We start from the raw sequence: 16725 nt of genomic DNA, 5'->3' as shown, positions 1-16725 counted from the left end.
CGCCTTTGGCAGACGAAACTTCACGACCAGTGGACGCCCGCACGCGGAGATCTCGAATAATAATGACCGACCTTGCTGAAACAGTTCTGGATATTGATGCTCTCAGGGCCGATACGCCGGGCGTAGCCCATCGAGCTCATTTCAACAACGCAGGCGCTGCGCTTATAGCAAAGCCGGTTTTGGCGGCCGTGCAGAACTATCTTGTTCGGGAGTCTGAGATCGGCGGCTATGAGGCCGCCGCCGAGCATTACGATGAGCTGAACGCAGTATACGGCTCGGTCGCGCGTTTGATCGGCGCTCGGCCTGATGAGATCTCGATTGCCGAGAACGCGACCATAGCCTGGCAGCGCGCATTCTATTCGATGCAGTTTCGGGCAGGCGACCGGATTCTCACCGCCAATGCCGAATTTGCGGCCAACTTCATCGCCTTCTTGCAAGTTGCCGAGCGCACGGGGGCCTCGATCGAGGTCGTGCCGAACGATGAAGCGGGTGCGCTCGACCCGTCGGCGCTTGAAGCCATGCTCGACGAGAGGGTTCGGCTGATAGCAATCACCTGGATTCCCACCAATGGGGGGCTGGTCAACCCCGCGGAGGAAGTCGGCAGGATCGCCCGCAGGCATGGAATTCCCTTCCTCCTTGATGCTTGCCAAGCCGTCGGGCAGATGCCGATCGACGTGGAAGCTCTCAATTGCGATATGCTCACGGCGACCGGTCGGAAGTATCTCCGCGCTCCTCGCGGTACTGGATTTCTATACATCCGCAAGGCGGTCCTCGACCACACCGAGCCGGCCATGCTCGACCTCTTCGGTGCGCCGATGACCGGGCCGCGCACTTACGGGTTGAGGCCGGACGCGAGGCGTTTCGAGACGTGGGAGACAAATTACTCGACCCGCATGGGCCTGAACGCGGCCGTCAAGTACGCCCTGGCGGTCGGGTTGCAGGCAATCGAGGCGCGCTGCGCGGAGCTGACCAACACGTTGCGGAGCCAACTGGCGGAAATTAAGGGTGTCCGCTTGCACGATCTCGGCCGGCGCCGGGCCGCAATTCTGTCGCTGACAGTCGATGGAGTGGAGGCCGCGGAAGTCATGCGGCGGCTCACTGCGATGGGGATCAACGTGTCGGTGTCGCCGCCCACCAGCACACCCATCGATGCAGCCGCCCGGCAGCTGCCGCCTGTCGTTCGAGTTTCCCCGCACTATTACAACTCCGGTGAGGAGATCGAGCGCGTGGCGTCCGCCATCCGCGCCGTCGCCAAGTCGCGAGCGAGCTGACTCGCCGGCGCCAACCACGCCCCAATCTGAGCCGAGGACCTTTTGCATGGTACAGTTCGCATCCCCTTTTCCGCTGGAGGATTTCCATGATCGGCTTCGGCGCGTCCAGGAAGTCTTGCGGGCTCGAAACGTTGATTGGGCCATCTTGGACGAGCCCGAGACCATGGGTTGGTTGTCTGGCTACGTCACCACCGAGAATTTGTGGCGCGCCGTAATCGTGCCCGACAGCGGGCAGCCGTTTCTCTTGCTGAGAAGCCTTGATGCGGCTCCCGCGCGACATCGGACCTGGATTGATCGGATCGTGACCTTTCTCGACTGGGAGGACCCTATCGAGGTTTTGATGAAGCACTTTCCGGCGGGCGAAAACGGCAAGGTCCGTATCGGGATCGAGTTCCAGTCGAACTCGATGACACAAGCGCGTGTGCTGGCTCTCAAGCACAAGCTTTCGGATGCCGGGTTCGTGGATCTGGAGCGGTCGACGTGGGATCTGCGGAGGATCAAGTCGGCGCACGAGATTGCCCATATGCGCAGAGGCTCCCAAATTCTCGATGAGGTGGTGAGCGAGGTCGTCGCTGCAATCCGTCCTGGTATCAAGCAAAGGGAGATCGCCGCGATCGCGGCGGCGGCCTATTACCGACTCGGCTTCGACGACGGTTTCATCGGGCACATCACCGCGAGCACCGGTTGGGATTCACTGCACGGGTTCATGACGGATGAGCCACTTGGAGACGGTCAGGTCGTACACATCGAGCTCCTGCCACGGTTGAAAAACTACACCGTGCGAATCATGCGATCGGTGGTCGTCGGTGCGGCCACCGACGAACAAAAGGATGTTTTTGCCCAACTGTGCGAGCTTCAGGACCAGCAGCTGGCGGCAATGAAGCCCGGAGCCCTTGCAAGCGATGTCGATGCCATCATGCGCGTCGGAGCACTGCAAAAAAACTTGCGGCCTAGCTACGACAACATCACGGGCTACACGTTGGGATACAACTCCTCCGCGTCACAGCGCCTGAGCGACTTGCATCGAAATTTCTCGCCGAAAGCCTTGTGGTCCATCGAGAGGGACATGGTGTTCCACATGTACGCCTCGGCGGGCGGGCTGGCTGTGAGTGAAACGGTGCTCGTCACCGACGGTGGTGGTGAGCGGCTCACGCAAACCCCGCGGGTGATCTTCGAGGCCAAATAGCACGGACTGGAACGGCGCCTTCGATAGGCCAAGTCGCTCGAACGTCTGATCCCGGGGACCTAGAGGGCTCGCATGGACGTCTCGTTTCCCAGCGGACTTCTGACGAGCGTGACCGATCGAGGGCGCGCCCTGATCGGTTCGAACGGGATGTCGGTCAACGCCGACGTCCCTTGGATCGACTTTGCGACGATTTGCTCTCCGGGCGGGGCGAGGCCTCCGGCATGGCCTTGGCGCAGGCAGTGCTTAGTCTCTGGGAGCGGCTCGACAAGCCCGGCCGGCTCGCCTTCTTCAATCTCCTCCAGGACCGGTTTGGCCCGGACCACGCGTTCCTAGACAAGGCCATCGAAGCCTATCGTGCGAAGCACCAGGCTGCGGCGATCTCGGTGTTGCACCATGCCGCCGAGCCTCGCCCGCAGGAGCTGCTGCGTCGCCTCAACCTTGCGTCCGATGGCGCGCCCGTGCTGGTGCGGATGACCGAACACGCGATGCGACCGGCTCGCGTCGATCGGCGCATGAGCGCCAGTCTCTTGGGTCTTGGCCCAGGTCCCAAAACAACCCAGCCATGATCTGCATACCCTCCTCGGCGATCGTCACGGGCATGTGTTCGTCCGGGGCATGTTGTGAGCAGGCGGGGTAGGAATGGGGAATCCAAAGTGTAGGCATTCCAATGATTTGGGCGAACACTTCATTGGGCAGTGAACCCCCAAAATTCGGCTGGAGGGCCACCGGCCGGCCGATCGTCCGCTCCATCGAGGCAAGAACGAACCTGGCCCATGGATCGTCCGGATCGGTCCTCGTGGCCAGGTAGAAATCCTCCTTGAGCTCCTCGATTTCGATGTCGGAGAAGCCTCTGGCATCGAGGTGTCGTCTCAGGGCGGGAATGACGTCTAACGCCTCGACACCCACGACGAACCGTAGGTGGCAGGTTGCCCTGGCGTATGGAGGGATTGCGCCGACCGGAGCCTCCGGCTGTCCGCAGGTGAATGCGAGGATCTCGAAATTGCACCACCCGTAGACTTGCAGTGGCCCGGTCAAGCCCGGCTCGCCCCAGTCATCGTCGATCTCAGGATCGTCCGCGCCCTTTTCGAAGGTCAGCTTCTTGAGGGCAGCGAGGACGTTCGCGGGGATTCCTGCAGGGGTCCACTCCGGAACGACGATCCGACCCTTCTCATCGGTGAGGGAGGCGAGAGCATGCGTGAGCCTGATGCCGGGATTTGAAAGAAGGCCACCCCAGTTTCCGGAGTGGTAAGCACTTTGGCGAGGATGGCCGATCAGGTTGAAGCCGACGGTGCCACGGCTGCCGAGAAACAGGGTCGGCGACGACGCGCCGATGCGCGGTCCATCGGAAGCAATCAAGCAGTCGGCCTTGAGCCGATCGCGATGGTGGCGGGTGATCTCGGCAAGTCCGAGCGATCCAACTTCCTCTGCCATTTCAATAAGCACCTTGACGTTGAATCCAAGGCGACCACGCTGTTCCAGGACCAGCCTCAGCGCGGCGAGATTGATGGTATGCTGCCCCTTGTTGTCAGCGACCCCTCGGCCATAGAAGCGCCCTTCCGCTTCCTCCAACGCCCACGGGTCGCGCTGCGCCTTCCATGCTCCGGCCATACCCCAAAGAACATCGCCGTGCCCATACATGAGAATCGTCGGCAGTTCGGGATCTTCGATGCGTTCCCCCAGAAGCGCCGGCAATCGCGATACCACGGGGTTTTCGAGCAGATCGCACTGAAACCCCATGCTTTCCAGAAGGGGGCGGATCTCGCCTTCGAGGTATCGAAGGTTCTCCGGCGAAGAGTCCAGGCGCGGGCTCTCGGTGGCGATCGCAATCCGCGCTCTGAGCTCGTGAAAAAAGCTGCCATTGCGAACATGGGCTAACGCCGAAGCGACGATCTGATCGCGTTCTTTGGTCGACTCGGTGAGGCTGAGCATCAACGCACCTCGTGGGGCAGCTGACGATGGCGACATCAGCTGCGTTCCATTCAGGCGGACGATATGCTGCCTTGAGCGGGTAGAGCGCTCTGATTGGGCGGGGTATGTGCGGGTTTGTCTCGCCCGGCGGGGTATGTTTGCAATTTTGCCGCGTGAGCAGGCTGCGTCTTTCAGGCGAAGACTTTCGCAGGGGAACGGGCGGCGCGACCTCGGGCGAGCATCGATCGTGCAGGCGGGTTGCGTCTGCCGGTTGTATCGAGTTTGAGCGGTCCCCAGCCTAAGCTCGAAGCGCAGCAATTTTGCGCCATTTGGCTCGTTGAATGAGCAAAATTGCATGTTCGCGGACTGATTGGAGCGCAATACTCGTATGCAACTGCCTAATGTGGTGATTAACGTCGCGCTGAAGGACAGGCCTTATGCTCATCGTCAATTCTCTCCCGGATCACGGCAATCCCCTGGTTGCGGTCGATGCGGAGGTGCTCGGACCGGGCGCGGTGATCGAGGTCGAGCGCTATCTAAAAAGGCGCGAAGGCCACCGGCCAACCCCGCTTCTTTCGCTGCCGCACTTGGCGGTGTCGCTCCAGGTGGGCACGTTGCACGTCAAGGACGAGGGACACCGACTTGGACTTGGAAGCTTCAAGGCGTTGGGCGGGGCTTACGCCGTCATTCGGTTGATTGTCGAACAGACATCAAAAGAGCTCGACCGTACGATCGATATCGCGGATTTTGATTCTGCGGAAGTGAGGTCGGTCGCCAGGAGGCTCACCGTCGCTTGCGCCACGGACGGAAATCACGGTCGATCGGTCGCGCAAGGTGCGCAGTTGATCGGAGCGCGGTGCGTCATCTTTGTCCATTCCGGCGTCAGCGACGAACGGGTTGCTGCCATTGCCCGGTACGGTGCCGAGATGGTGCGTGTCGCCGGAAACTATGACGACTCTGTCGCTGAAGCCGGCCGCGTGGCCGAAAGGGAAGGTTGGATCATCGTTTCGGACACCTCGTGGCCAGGATACGAGCGGATTCCAAGCCTGGTGATGCAGGGCTACACCGCCCTGTTGAGCGAAGTCCTGCAAGAGATCCCTCAGCCTCCGACCCACGTGTTCGTCCAGGCCGGCGTAGGCGGCATAGCCGCAGCTACTGCCGCCTTCTTCGCGCTATCGCTGGGAGAGAAGCGCCCATACTTCGTAGTGGTCGACCCATCGAAGGCTGCGTGTCTGTTCGAAAGCGCGCGAGCCGGGCAGATCGTCAAAGTCGAGCACGCTGAGCCCACGGTGATGGCTATGCTCGAATGCTACGAGCCCTCCCTCGTCGCCTGGCGGATTCTGTCGCGTGTCGCCGATGCCTTCATGACGGTCGAGGACGGCGAGGCCATCGACGCGATGAAGCTCCTTGCGGCGCCCGGAGGCGCAGATCCGGCGATCGTGGCGGGGGAAAGCGGAGGCGTGGGTCTCGCCGCGCTGAAGCAGGTGGCGTCCAATCCAGAGCACAGGAAGCAGATTGGCTTGAACGAGAGCTCACGCATTTTCCTGATCAATACGGAAGGAGCTACCGATCCCGTCCTCTATGAGGAGATCGTTGGACGCTCACCCGCGGCTGTCGTCGCGGACACGAACGTGACGGCCTGACACCCATCGCGGCCTGGGTGCCGAAACGAGCGCATGGAGAGACGAACTCCATGCGAAGCCGGCGCTCGACTATGAAGGAAAGCGAACTTCGAACGTCGTTGCCGTCACTTCGCAATGGTTCGGCTCGGGCGACGTGGTTGCAGGCGTGGGCGGCAGCCCGACGGCGAGTTCAGGCATGGCACGAGCAACCGTGCCGTCGCATTGGCGCGGACATGACGCTTTGCGGATCCCGGCGCTGGGGAGGGCCAGCAAACCATGGAGCAGCCATGGCTGGAAGTGCGCAGAGCTGCGCCAGCCTCATAGTTTCACGCGATCTTCGACAACCGGAGATGACGCTGCGAAGAGCTGACGGAAAATCGTGACGAGGGCGAGGTACGTCGGACCGACGAAGACGCCACCTGCAGATCTCGGGGCTCTCAACCATCACGGCTCAGTCCGCTGTTTTTTTCGAACAGGTCGTGGTTCAGGATGGGTGTCCGAGAGGTGCTCCCCGGATGGAAAGGGGAGAATGAACGTCTCGGGAACCCGATCCGTCCGGCAACGTGGCGGGTCGCTTCACGAACAAATGGATAAGGCCGGAAGTCGCGACCCTGTCCAAAAACACCAGAGCGGGTGCGCCGCCGCCTTGTAGTGGCTGCGCGGATAACCTGATGGCGGGTGGCTGTTTCGCGGCGTAACATGGGCCGCCTCTGAGCAATCGGGCAAGGCATCTTGGATAGGTCGGTTTACAAAGCACATGGTGAGAAACCCGAAGGCCCATGAGCGCAATTGACAACCTGGACTGGGATGATTTGCGTGTTTTCCTTGATGTTGCGAGGACAGGGAGCTTGGCACAAAGTGCGAAGCGTCTGCGCATCGACCATTCCACGGTCAGCCGGCGTATCGCGCACTTGGAGAGCACTCTTGGATTGAGCGTCTTCGAGCGCACCAGGAGCGGCTTTCGGCTCACCGACAGCGGGGAAAGAGTGCTTCGCCATGCCGAAACCATCGAGAGCGCCGTAATTGGCATACGGGCGGACGTCGCTCCGGAGGTCACGTCCGGAGTGGTCCGTCTGGCCACTATGGAAGGTATCGCGTCTCTCTATCTGGCACCGCGGTTGCTGGCTTTGGACGCTGCTGCGCGCGACCTTCGGCTGGAATTGGTTACGTCGCCTCAAGTGATACACGTGAACCGCCGGGAAGCGGACCTGTTTCTCAGCTTCTTCAAGCCGCCAGGCCAAGGTCTCGTTTCGGAGAAATTGGGATCGTTTGCCATTCACGCGTATGGCTCCGATATTTATTTCGAGCGCTTCGGTCGTCCGCAGACGGAATCTGAATTGGCCAATCATAGTTTCGTCGGATATATCGACGATTTGGTTGTGGTCGATGCCGTTCGGTGGCATCGTGACCTGATCGGTCTGTCAAATTATTCGTTCTCATCAAATAGCATGATTGCGCAAATGCATGCGGCTTCGGCCGGCTTGGGTCTTGTCGTATTGCCCAGGTTTGCCGCGCTGACCGCGCCGAATTTACACCCGCTGTTCCAGGAAAATCTCCGGGCCGAGCGCGAAATCTGGTTAAATGTTCACCAGGATCTACAGTACTCGGGTAGGATCAAGACCGTGGTCCGGTTCTTAAAGCAGCAAATCTCATTGGACATGTCGACTGGGGTGTTGTGACGAGCGCCTGCGGTTCGCCTGTCGCCGTCTCGCTGCCGCGACGTCCTGCTCAGCCGCCCTGGAGGTGACGACGACTTGCTTGCCGGCGTCCGTGGGGCTGAGGCCAGACATGCGGCCAATGCCGCGTGCTCGGCGGCGGTGTGCAGGAACAAGGCGAGCTGCTCGTCGGTCAGCAGCCCGTCGCTGCTCGCTTACGTCGAACCCACAAAGCCCGGAGCGCGATAATGGCGGTGATTGAGTGAGCTCCGGGATCCGCGCCTCTATCGGATCGCATCTCGATCGCTTGAGAGTGTTCCGTGGGTGGCCCCCCCTAGCACCCGATCGCGATTGAGGATCGCTCTCGGGTCCAGCGCTTGCTTGATCCGCTCCATGAGCGCGATTTCGGTCGGGTCGCGGCTGAGGTGCAGAAAGGCTCGCTTCTTGGTGCCGATCCCGTGCTCGGCCGAAATGGAGCCACCGAATCCACCGACCGCGTCGTATACGACGCACTCCACCGCGTCGTGACCGCCGGGGGTGCCTTCGACCCGGAGCGCGATGACGTGGAGGTTCGAGTCCGCAAGATGGCCGAAGATGGCCACGACAGCATCGGGCCACAAATCCAGGACCCGACCTCGGATGGCCTCCGTCGCCTGCTCCAAGACGGCTCGCGGCAGGCTGACGTCGAAGGAGACCATCGTGCCGAAACGACCTCGATACTCGTACGGTGTCTCTCGAAAGCGCCAGAACTCCAATCGGTCCACCTCCGAGCGGGCGAGGAACGCCTCCGAGACGACGGCATGCTCGTAGAGCTCCATCAAGCACGTCTGCAATCCATCGACCTCGCTCCCGCTGGCCTCCACCTCCACGAGCAGTGTGATGCCGTCATGCGAGGCGAAGGGGCTTTTCAAGCCGAAGCAGCGTTCGGATAGCGCCATCACCTCGGGCCACATGGCTTCGAAGGCCATCAGCCGCCCGGGCAATGCCCGCTCGAGCGCCCTCTGCACGGCAACTGCCGCGGCAAAGTCCGCGACCTTCAGAAACGCGGCCGAGATGTCGCCCGGTCGAGCGTGCAGGCCGAGCACGACCCGAGTGACGACGCCCAGCGTGCCTTCCGAGCCGATGAACATCTGCGTCCAGTCGTAGCCGGCGTTGTTCTTCAGCATCTTGTTCATGGATGTCACGATCGTCCCGTCCGCCAGCACGGCTTCGAGGCCGAGCACATTGTGCCGCGTCATGCCGTAGCGCAGGACGCGGTTTCCGCCCGCATTCGTGGCGACGTTGCCGCCGATCGTGCATGAGCCGCGGGCGCCGAGGTCGATTCCGCACAGGAAGCCTGCTTCGGCGGCGGCTTCCTGCACGATCTGCAGGGCAGTCCCGGCCCGAGCCGTCAGCGTGCCGGCGACAGGATCGATCTCTTCGATTCCCGTCATGCGCTCCAGCGACAGCGCGACCTCCGTTCCCTTCGGGTGCGCTCCTCCGGCCAGTCCGGTCAGGCCGCCTTGCACGACGACTGGCCAGCGAACCTCGCTGCACAGCCGCAACACCTGGGAAACGGCCTCGGTGGAGTCCGGGGTCGCCAGGATGGAGGGGGAGATCGGCGGCAGGCGGCTGGCATCGGCTCGATTGCGCTCGGGGATCTCGCCTCCGGTGCGGACGAATGCCGCCCCGATGGCATCCCTCAGGCGGGATGCCATGTCTTCCAGACCGATCGTCGGACCGTCGGATTTCATGGTGTACCCACGCGCCCGTCCGGGCTGATCAAGCACAGACGCGCGGCAGGCCTCAGCGGTGCTCCTGTCACAGCCTGGACGTCGTCGAGCCGGGCGCCGTCCAGGATCGCCGAGACGACGAGGCCGTCCGTCTCGACCTCGACGATGGCGAGGCTCGTGAAGATACGCGAGACGACGCGGGTGGCGGTCAGCGGAAGGGTGCATTCCGATACGATGCGCGGCGCGCCCTCGCGGGTGACGTGCTCCATCATGACCCAGATCTGCTTGGCGCCGACGGCGAGGTCCATCGCCCCGCCGACGCCGGGCGGCTCGCCCTCGTCCCGGCCGGTGTTCCAGTTCGCCAGGTCGCCGCGTTGGGAGACTTCGAACGCGCCGAGCACGGCGACGTCGATATGGCCCCCTCGCATCATGGCGAAGGCCATGGACGAGTCGAAGAACGAACCCCCACGCGCGAGCGTGACCGGTGACTTGCCGGCATTGATGAGATCGTAGTTCGCCTCACCGGGCGCCGGTGCGGGGCCAACATGGAGGATGCCGTTTTCGCTATGCAGGATCACGCCGGAGTCCGGTGCCATGTAATCGGCCACGTGAGTTGGCGCGCCGATGCCGAGATTGACGAAACTGTCCCGGGGCAGCTGCGATGCGACCATGCGCGCGAGATCCTGCCGCTCCAGGCCCTTCATGACGGAATCCTCGCGAAGACGCGGTTGACGAAGATGCAGGGGGTGACGATGGCCTCCGGATCCAGTTCGCCGGGCTCGACCACACGGTCGACCTCGACCGCCACCGTCTCAGCCGCCGTCGTCATTACAGCGCAGTGATTGCGGGCGGTCATATTGTAGGTGACGTTGCCGAGGGTGTCGGCGAGCTTCCCTTTCACGAAGGCGAAGTCCGCCTTGAGCGGCGTCTCGAGCAAATAGGTGCGCCCGTCGACATCGACCTTCTGCTTTCCTTGTTCGAGGATGGTGCCGATGCCGACGGGGCTCAGGAATCCGCCGAGACCGGCGCCGCCGGCCCGGATCCTTTCGACCAGCGTGCCCTGGGGGACCAGCTCCATCTCGACCGCGCCCGCCCTGTACTGCGCTGTGAAGTCCTTGGAGTTGCGTGGATAGGAGCAGATGATCTTGCTCACGATCCTGGAGCGGAACCACAGCGACAGGTCGTCGCCTTCGGTGCCGGCATTGTTCGAGATCACCGTGAGGCCACGCACGCCGAGGTCCGCTACGGCCTGGACGAGGGCGCGAGGAAGTCCCGCGCCGCCGAACCCGCCGACCATGACCACATGGCCGTCGCGCAGACCTTCGACTGCCGCGGCGGCGTTCGCTACGACGACGTTCCTCATCGAGCTGTTCCCTCCATGCCGGTCGGCGCCTGCTCGCCGACGACGGGCATACCGTATTCCTTGGAGAGGCCTCGCCCGATGCGGTCGAGCATCATCTCGTTTGTCCCGTCGGTGTAGGCCGCCAGCCTGACTTCCGCGAGGTGCATCCCCAGGCGGTGCGCATCGGTCGCCCCGATCGCGCCCATTGCCCGAATGCACTGATCGATGCCCCAGATCGCCGTATCGACAGCAAACTTCTTGCTTTGGGCCGCTGCGGTCTGCGACGGCAGGCCGCGATCCACGAGCTGGGCCGCCTTGAAGACGAGGGCGCTGGCCGCTTCCAGTCGCGTCGCCACCTCGGCGAACTCCCATTGCAGCCCTTGATGGGCGAGCAGAACCTTGCCGAAGGTTTCCCGCTTTCCGCAATATCGCACGGCCTCGCAGAGAGCCGAGTGTAGTGTCGCGACCGCCATCGCCGCGACGTGTACTCGCGCGGCATTGACCGCCGCCATGGATGCGCGCACGGCGTCGCCGGCAGGGCCCAGCAGCGCCCAATCCGGCACGAAATGATCGCGAAAGGTCATCCTTGCCAACCGGAACGACCTGCCGCCCGCCAGCGGAACCTCCTCCCGCGCGACGGAAGACTCCGGGCCGCAAGGAACGAGGAGGGTCATCAGCTCCGTGCTCCCGCCCGAGCGCACCAGCATGGACAACCAGTCCACGATCGTCCCGTTCGTCACCCAGTCTTTCACGCCATTGACGAGCCAGCCGCCCGACACGGGCGTCGCCGTGGTGGTGAGGGCGCCGAGGTCGCTACCGCCGCCCGGCTCCGACATGGAGGGCGCCGCCAGGATCGAACCAGCGGCGAGCCCTGCGAGCAGGCGGCTCCGCTGCTCGTCGCTTCCGGCGCGCGACAGCCTCGTCGCCTGGCCTTGCAGGTTGTTGAGGCAGAACGCGGCCGCGAAGCTGTGGCGGGCGACTTCCTGGGCGACGCGGATCTTGCAGATGAAGGACGCGCCGTGGCCGCCATGCTCGGGCCTGACCTGTAGGCCGAGCATGCCTTCGGCCGCCCAGTGCTCGATCCACACCCGCGCGAACGGCACCCCTTGGAGGTAGGCCGTGTGCGCCTCCTCGGAGAAGCTACCTTCGCAGAACCGTCGCGCGTTCGAGACGAGCTCGCGCTCGGCCTCCGACAGAACCTCGTCGTACTGGGCGAAGAAAGTCATGGCCGCGACCGATCGATCTGCTAATCCGGCTTGTTCTCTTTTGCCCACTCTCCCCAGTACGCGACCTCTTTCGCCACGTCGGCGGCAAAATTCTGCGGGTTGGAACCCTTGATCGGAACCGCTCCGATGAACTGGATATGGGAGGCGAACTCCGGGCTGTCGCTGACCTTGTTCAGCGCATCCATGAGCCTCTGGACGACTGCCGGGGGAAGTCCCGCCGGGCCGGCGACGCCGAACCAGGCCGAGATATCGAAGGCCTTGCCTCCTGCCTCCTCGATCGTCGCCAGATCCGGGAAGATCAAGGATCGCTCGGGCGCCAGTACGGCCAATGCCCGCAGCGAACCGGCCTTGATGTATTCGGCAACCGTCGACTCGGTGAAGAACCCGACCTGGGTCGTGCCCGACAGCAGGTCCGTGATCGGCTGGTTGCCGCCGGCGTAGCTCACGAACGTCAACTGGGTGCCGTAGAGCTTGTCGAAGATCGTCCCACCGATATGGGAGGTCGTACCCAGCGTTCCCCCATAATTCAGCTCTTTCGGGCGGGCTTTGGCGTAGGCGACCAGTTCCGCCACCGACTTGGCCGGAAAGTTCGGGTTCACGACCAGGACGGCGCGCTGCTTCGCCATTTTGCGCAGGAGCGTGAAGCTGGTCAGCTGATCGTAGGCGACCTTCGGGTAGAAGACCTTGGCCCGCGTCTGCGTGGCCTCGACGCTCATCAGGAGCGTATACCCGTCGGGCGTGGCCCTGGCGACGTTCAGGGCGCCGATGGTGCCGCCGGCCCCGCCGGTATTCTCGACGATGACCTGCTTGCCGAGCTGATCGCCCAAGTTCTTTGCGACGATGCGCGCGAGGACGTCCGTTTGTCCGCCTGCGGGATACCCCACGACGAGTCTGATGGGCCGGGCTGGATAATCGGTCTCGGCCGCCGAGGCGAAACCGGTGACGATCATCGAGGCGAACGCTGCGCAGACCAGAAGCTGTTTCATTGACAAGCCCTTTCCCCTTTTATGCGTTGGGATCAGAGTTGCCCAAAGGACATCAAGTCGTCAATAAACATCATGTTGCCAAATTGGGCTTCTGTTGCCCAAATATGTGTCGACCTCGCAAATGGCGGGTCATCAAAGGGAGCGGACCATGTTTCGGGGAATCTTGATCGAAAAGGACGACAAGGGTCAGCGCGTCTCGGTGACGGATCTGTCCGAGGATCGCCTCCCGGCTGGCGACGTCACGGTCCGGGTCGAGGCCAGTACGATCAACTACAAGGACGCCCTAGCGATCACAGGCAAAGGCCCGATCGTCCGCAGCTTCCCGATGGTGCCGGGCATCGACTTCGCCGGCTTCGTCGAACATAGCGATCATCCCGACTTCGCACCCGGCGATCGGGTGCTTCTGAACGGATGGGGCGTAGGCGAACAGCATTGGGGCGGGCTGGCCGAGCGTGCGCGCGTGCGCGGCGACTGGCTGATCCGCCTCCCTAAAGCCCTGACCGCCAAGCAGGCGATGGCCATCGGAACGGCTGGCTATACCGCGATGCTCTGCATCATCGCCCTCGAGCGTTTCGGGTTGATGCCTGGACGCGGAGATGTCCTCGTGACCGGGGCGAGCGGAGGCGTCGGAAGCATTGCCGTGGCGCTGCTAAATCGCTTGGGTCATCGGGTCGTCGCCTCCACGGGACGGATGTCGGAGGAGGCCTACCTCATGGACCTGGGTGCCGCCGAGGTCATCGATAGAAAAACGCTATCTGAGCCGGGCAAGCCGCTTCAAAAGGAACGCTGGGCCGCGGCGGTCGATTCCGTCGGCAGCCATACGCTCGCAAACGCTTGCGCGAGCACAAAGGCAGATGGCGCCGTGGCCGCCTGCGGCATGGCGCAGGGGCTGGACCTTCCGACGTCGGTCGCGCCCTTCATCCTCCGCGGCGTCGCCCTCGTGGGGATCAACAGCGTGACCCGTCCCATATCGGAGCGTGTCGAGGCCTGGCGCCGGCTGGCCGAGAACGTTGACGCCCTGAAGCTCGAGACCCTCACACGGACGATCCCGCTCGCCGACGCCGTCGGCGTCGCCGGGGAATTGCTGGCGGGCAAGGTCCGTGGGCGTGTCGTCGTAGATCTGGAGGCCAAGGGCTAGCTCGATTCGGATAGCGCGTCGGAAGGGTCGCCGACCCAAGCCTGACGGCACACCCCGCCGGGGGCGAGCGGGACCACATGCATCAGCCGGTGTGCCCGGCGGGGACGTAAAGGTCTGTCAGCCAAGCTTTAAGGGCGCGGCCTGCGCCGATGCAACGGGGCTTGCATCGATAGGCGCTCAACGCCCGCCCGCCTCGATGATATCCGCAGTCATTGAGCGAGGTGGTGGGATGGATCGGACGGCGCATCGCGAAGACTCCGCTGCCGCCCCCTGCCTCTCCTCGCAAAGCCCCGGCGGCCGTCGGTCGTTGGACCGCAATGTGACAGCGAGTGCATCATGGGACAGCTCCCACGCTTCAAGGCTGCGGCGATCCACGCTGCACCCGTCTTCCTAGACAAGGCAGCGACGACACGCAAGGCGATAGCGCTCATCCAGGAGGCGGCAGGGGCAGGGGCGGAGTTCATCGCCTTTCCGGAAACCTACATTCCCGCATTTCCGGTCTGGTCGGCGATCTGGGCCCCGATCGAGAATCACGATTTTTTCATCCGGATGTCCCAGGAGTCCGTGTTGATCGACGGACCCGAGGTCACCGAGATTCGACGCGAGGCCCGACGACTGGGCGTCTTCGTCTCGATCGGGATCAGCGAGCGTTCACCGGCCAGCGTTGGCTGTATGTGGAATTCCAATCTGATCATTGGCGACGACGGCGCGATCCTGGTTCACCACCGAAAGCTCGTTCCGACATTTTATGAAAAGCTGGTTTGGGCCGCCGGCGACGGTGACGGGCTTCGCGTTGCCGATACGCGCATCGGTCGGCTGGGCGGGCTCATTTGTGGCGAGAACACAAATCCGCTGGCTCGCTATACCCTCATGGCGCAGGGCGAGCAGGTTCACGTGTCGAGCTGGCCGCCGATCTGGCCCACCAGGCCGCCGGCGAAAGGCGGCAATTTCGACAATGTCGCGGCCAACCGCATCCGCGCCAGCGCCCATTCGTTCGAGGCCAAAGCCTTCGGCATCGCCACCGCTGGGTTCATGGACAAATCGATGCGCGACCAACTCGTCGAAAAAGATCCGAAAGCCGCGGACGTTCTTGACGCCACCCCTCGCGGTGCGTCGTTCATCGTCGATCCGACGGGCGCGCTGATCAGCGAGACCCTGCAGGACGAGGAAGGTATCGCCTATGCGGAAATCGATATCGGGCAGTGCATCGAGCCCAAGCAGTTTCATGACGTTGTGGGATACTACAACCGCTTCGATGTGTTCGAGCTCACCGTGCGACGGACACGGCAGCGGCCCGTGCGTTTTGTCACTGACGAGACGGCCTGCAACGCCGCGGCTGCGCGGCAGCCTGATCGGAACGATCTGGATTTCAGAGAGATCGCCTTCCAAGAGGAAGGCGCCTGAACGCAAAAAGCGGGCGCCGACACCGGAGCCTGGCGCGTTGAAGAAGTTCCGCACGTCGCACCGAGATCCTGGACGGGATGAGGACGCCGCCCTGGGCGAGGAGGTTGGCGGACATATCGGCTTGCACGAACACCGTGGGCCCGTTTCGGCCGGCACGGTGCATCAAACCGGGCGCTCGATCGCTCAAGGGACACGCGCATGAGCACGCCGATCGCACCTCACAATCCTCGGCCCAATATGGGCCCGAGCGGGATCTATCGTCGTCTTCCCTTGGAGCCTCATCAGATGGATGAGCGCCTCACCGCGACCAGCGACCTCTTTGTCCTGATCCACATGGGAACACCCGCTATCGACGTATCGACGTGGTCGCTCGGCATCGGAGGGATGGTTTCGCGCCCACTCTCGATCCCGCTGACCGAGCTTCGAAGCCTGCCGCGCGTGGCGGTCCAGACCGTCCATCAGTGCGCCGGCAATCCGCTCCAGCCGACCGTTCCCACGCGTCGGGTGGCCTGTGTGGAGTGGGCCGGCGTGGCTCTGAAATCCCTGATCGATCTGGCGGAGCTGGATCCCGGGGCGACCCATATGTGGTCGTTTGGCATGGATCATGGGGAATTCGAGGGAACTTCGTGCGACGGCTACGGCAAGGACCTCACGATCGATCGTCTTCTGGAAGCGGGAGCATTGGTTGCCTACGAACTGAACGGCAGCGCCTTGCCCACGGAGCATGGTTTTCCTGCACGCCTCGTCGTACCCGGCTACTATGGTACCAACACGGTGAAATGGCTGGACAGGATCGAGTTTCGGGACAAACCGCTCGATGGGCTTTTCACGACGACCTATTACAATGATGCGAAATTCCCCGCCGAGCCGCGGAAGCCGGTGTGGGAGATCCCCGTCGGCTCGCTGTTCACCTCGCCGGCCCCGGGATCGTCGCATCATCGCGGCGATGGTCTCGATCTTGCCGGGTGGGCGTGGGCGAAGTCGGGCGTGTCTCGCGTCGAGGTCAGCGTCGATGGCGGTGCCAACTGGCGCCCCGCAAAACTTGAACAGGATCGGGGCGCCGCCTGGCGACGTTTCGAGGAGACGATAGGTGTGGCGGGGCCGGGGCCTCTCGAACTCATCGTACGAGCCACGGCGAATGACGGGCGCAGCCAACCCCTCGAAGGGGTGCGTTATGCCGCCCACGCGATCACCATCAACGTAGTATAGTCCTTTGCGTCCCGTACCTCGACGACCGGAAGATTGCCTCGGCTCGACACCGCAGCTCGGCGGACC

13 protein-coding genes and 1 pseudogene are annotated in these 16725 nt (G+C 63.1%); 8 read left to right on the top strand and 6 right to left on the bottom strand.

Translation table 11 applies throughout. The features are described from left to right. The first annotated feature begins 62 nt into the window (after nucleotides 1-62). The 3 genes and pseudogenes from AC1DYU_RS22300 to AC1DYU_RS22290 all read left to right on the top strand — a co-directional run. Complete coding sequence (locus AC1DYU_RS22300) at nucleotides 63-1271, top strand: aminotransferase class V-fold PLP-dependent enzyme (RefSeq protein ID WP_476793542.1); 1209 nt, start codon at nucleotides 63-65, stop codon at nucleotides 1269-1271. Nucleotides 1272-1317: 46 nt separating this feature from the next. Beyond that, nucleotides 1318-2457: a M24 family metallopeptidase gene (locus AC1DYU_RS22295; protein WP_476793541.1), complete on the top strand. Its 1140-nt coding sequence runs from the start codon at nucleotides 1318-1320 to the stop codon at nucleotides 2455-2457. Nucleotides 2458-2678: 221 nt separating this feature from the next. Next, nucleotides 2679-2897, top strand: a pseudogene (locus AC1DYU_RS22290) (malonyl-CoA decarboxylase N-terminal domain-containing protein); the annotation flags it as partial. Here the strand turns inward: AC1DYU_RS22290 and AC1DYU_RS22285 are convergent. Further along, nucleotides 2890-4386, bottom strand: a complete 1497-nt coding sequence (locus AC1DYU_RS22285) for a M20 family metallopeptidase (RefSeq protein WP_476793540.1) — start codon at nucleotides 4384-4386, stop codon at nucleotides 2890-2892. The pseudogene AC1DYU_RS22290 and the gene AC1DYU_RS22285 sit on opposite strands and share 8 nt — an antisense overlap. A gap of 416 nt (nucleotides 4387-4802) precedes the next feature. Between AC1DYU_RS22285 and AC1DYU_RS22280 the strand changes: the two genes are divergently transcribed. Both AC1DYU_RS22280 and AC1DYU_RS22275 read left to right on the top strand, forming a co-directional pair. Continuing rightward, nucleotides 4803-6008, top strand: a complete 1206-nt coding sequence (locus AC1DYU_RS22280) for a diaminopropionate ammonia-lyase (RefSeq protein WP_476793539.1) — start codon at nucleotides 4803-4805, stop codon at nucleotides 6006-6008. A 758-nt stretch (nucleotides 6009-6766) separates the two neighbouring features. Beyond that, a complete protein-coding gene (locus AC1DYU_RS22275; RefSeq protein ID WP_476793538.1) occupies nucleotides 6767-7666 on the top strand; it encodes a LysR family transcriptional regulator in 900 nt (299 codons plus the stop codon). A gap of 260 nt (nucleotides 7667-7926) precedes the next feature. Here the strand turns inward: AC1DYU_RS22275 and AC1DYU_RS22270 are convergent, their stop codons facing one another. The 5 genes from AC1DYU_RS22270 to AC1DYU_RS22250 are packed head-to-tail and all read right to left on the bottom strand — an operon-like array spanning nucleotide 7927 to nucleotide 12908. Continuing rightward, nucleotides 7927-9375 (bottom strand): FAD-binding oxidoreductase, encoded by a 1449-nt coding sequence (locus AC1DYU_RS22270; RefSeq protein WP_476793537.1) that lies wholly within the window; start codon nucleotides 9373-9375, stop codon nucleotides 7927-7929. Then, a complete protein-coding gene (locus tag AC1DYU_RS22265; protein ID WP_476793536.1) occupies nucleotides 9372-10058 on the bottom strand; it encodes a 3-oxoacid CoA-transferase subunit B in 687 nt (228 codons plus the stop codon). The genes AC1DYU_RS22270 and AC1DYU_RS22265 overlap by 4 nt, the downstream gene beginning before the upstream one ends. Next, entirely contained in the window at nucleotides 10055-10717 is a 663-nt protein-coding gene (locus tag AC1DYU_RS22260; RefSeq protein ID WP_476793535.1) for a 3-oxoacid CoA-transferase subunit A, read from the bottom strand. The genes AC1DYU_RS22265 and AC1DYU_RS22260 overlap by 4 nt, the downstream gene beginning before the upstream one ends. Further along, nucleotides 10714-11922 carry an acyl-CoA dehydrogenase family protein gene (locus AC1DYU_RS22255; protein ID WP_476793534.1) on the bottom strand — a complete coding sequence of 403 codons (1209 nt, stop codon included), beginning with the start codon at nucleotides 11920-11922 and terminating at the stop codon, nucleotides 10714-10716. Before AC1DYU_RS22255 ends, AC1DYU_RS22260 begins: the two co-directional genes overlap by 4 nt. Before the next feature lie 20 nt (nucleotides 11923-11942). Continuing rightward, nucleotides 11943-12908 carry a Bug family tripartite tricarboxylate transporter substrate binding protein gene (locus AC1DYU_RS22250; RefSeq protein WP_476793533.1) on the bottom strand — a complete coding sequence of 322 codons (966 nt, stop codon included), beginning with the start codon at nucleotides 12906-12908 and terminating at the stop codon, nucleotides 11943-11945. Nucleotides 12909-13056: 148 nt separating this feature from the next. Between AC1DYU_RS22250 and acuI the strand changes: the two genes are divergently transcribed. The 3 genes from acuI to AC1DYU_RS22235 all read left to right on the top strand — a co-directional run bounded on the left by acuI (nucleotide 13057) and on the right by AC1DYU_RS22235 (nucleotide 16659). Further along, nucleotides 13057-14046 carry an acrylyl-CoA reductase (NADPH) gene (acuI, locus tag AC1DYU_RS22245; protein WP_476793532.1) on the top strand — a complete coding sequence of 330 codons (990 nt, stop codon included), beginning with the start codon at nucleotides 13057-13059 and terminating at the stop codon, nucleotides 14044-14046. Between the two features lie 336 nt (nucleotides 14047-14382). After that, nucleotides 14383-15450, top strand: a complete 1068-nt coding sequence (locus AC1DYU_RS22240; RefSeq protein WP_476793531.1) for a carbon-nitrogen hydrolase family protein — start codon at nucleotides 14383-14385, stop codon at nucleotides 15448-15450. A gap of 198 nt (nucleotides 15451-15648) precedes the next feature. Continuing rightward, nucleotides 15649-16659, top strand: a complete 1011-nt coding sequence (locus tag AC1DYU_RS22235) for a molybdopterin-dependent oxidoreductase (RefSeq protein WP_476793530.1) — start codon at nucleotides 15649-15651, stop codon at nucleotides 16657-16659. Nucleotides 16660-16725: the final 66 nt, after the last annotated feature.

This window comes from Allobosea sp. P2_B12 (genome assembly GCF_056404835.1).
This window is presented reverse-complemented; position numbering and strand designations above follow the sequence as displayed.

Bases quoted from the DNA above. Each gene is read 5' to 3' on its own strand.
- AC1DYU_RS22300 (WP_476793542.1), top strand. From the start codon at position 63: ATGACCGACCTTGCTGAAACAGTTCTGGATATTGATGCTCTCAGGGCC.
- AC1DYU_RS22295 (WP_476793541.1), top strand. From the start codon at position 1,318: ATGGTACAGTTCGCATCCCCTTTTCCGCTGGAGGATTTCCATGATCGG.
- AC1DYU_RS22285 (WP_476793540.1), bottom strand. From the start codon at position 4,386: ATGCTCAGCCTCACCGAGTCGACCAAAGAACGCGATCAGATCGTCGCT.
- AC1DYU_RS22280 (WP_476793539.1), top strand. From the start codon at position 4,803: ATGCTCATCGTCAATTCTCTCCCGGATCACGGCAATCCCCTGGTTGCG.
- AC1DYU_RS22275 (WP_476793538.1), top strand. From the start codon at position 6,767: ATGAGCGCAATTGACAACCTGGACTGGGATGATTTGCGTGTTTTCCTT.
- AC1DYU_RS22270 (WP_476793537.1), bottom strand. From the start codon at position 9,375: ATGAAATCCGACGGTCCGACGATCGGTCTGGAAGACATGGCATCCCGC.
- AC1DYU_RS22265 (WP_476793536.1), bottom strand. From the start codon at position 10,058: ATGAAGGGCCTGGAGCGGCAGGATCTCGCGCGCATGGTCGCATCGCAG.
- AC1DYU_RS22260 (WP_476793535.1), bottom strand. From the start codon at position 10,717: ATGAGGAACGTCGTCGTAGCGAACGCCGCCGCGGCAGTCGAAGGTCTG.
- AC1DYU_RS22255 (WP_476793534.1), bottom strand. From the start codon at position 11,922: ATGACTTTCTTCGCCCAGTACGACGAGGTTCTGTCGGAGGCCGAGCGC.
- AC1DYU_RS22250 (WP_476793533.1), bottom strand. From the start codon at position 12,908: ATGAAACAGCTTCTGGTCTGCGCAGCGTTCGCCTCGATGATCGTCACC.
- acuI (WP_476793532.1), top strand. From the start codon at position 13,057: ATGTTTCGGGGAATCTTGATCGAAAAGGACGACAAGGGTCAGCGCGTC.
- AC1DYU_RS22240 (WP_476793531.1), top strand. From the start codon at position 14,383: ATGGGACAGCTCCCACGCTTCAAGGCTGCGGCGATCCACGCTGCACCC.
- AC1DYU_RS22235 (WP_476793530.1), top strand. From the start codon at position 15,649: ATGAGCACGCCGATCGCACCTCACAATCCTCGGCCCAATATGGGCCCG.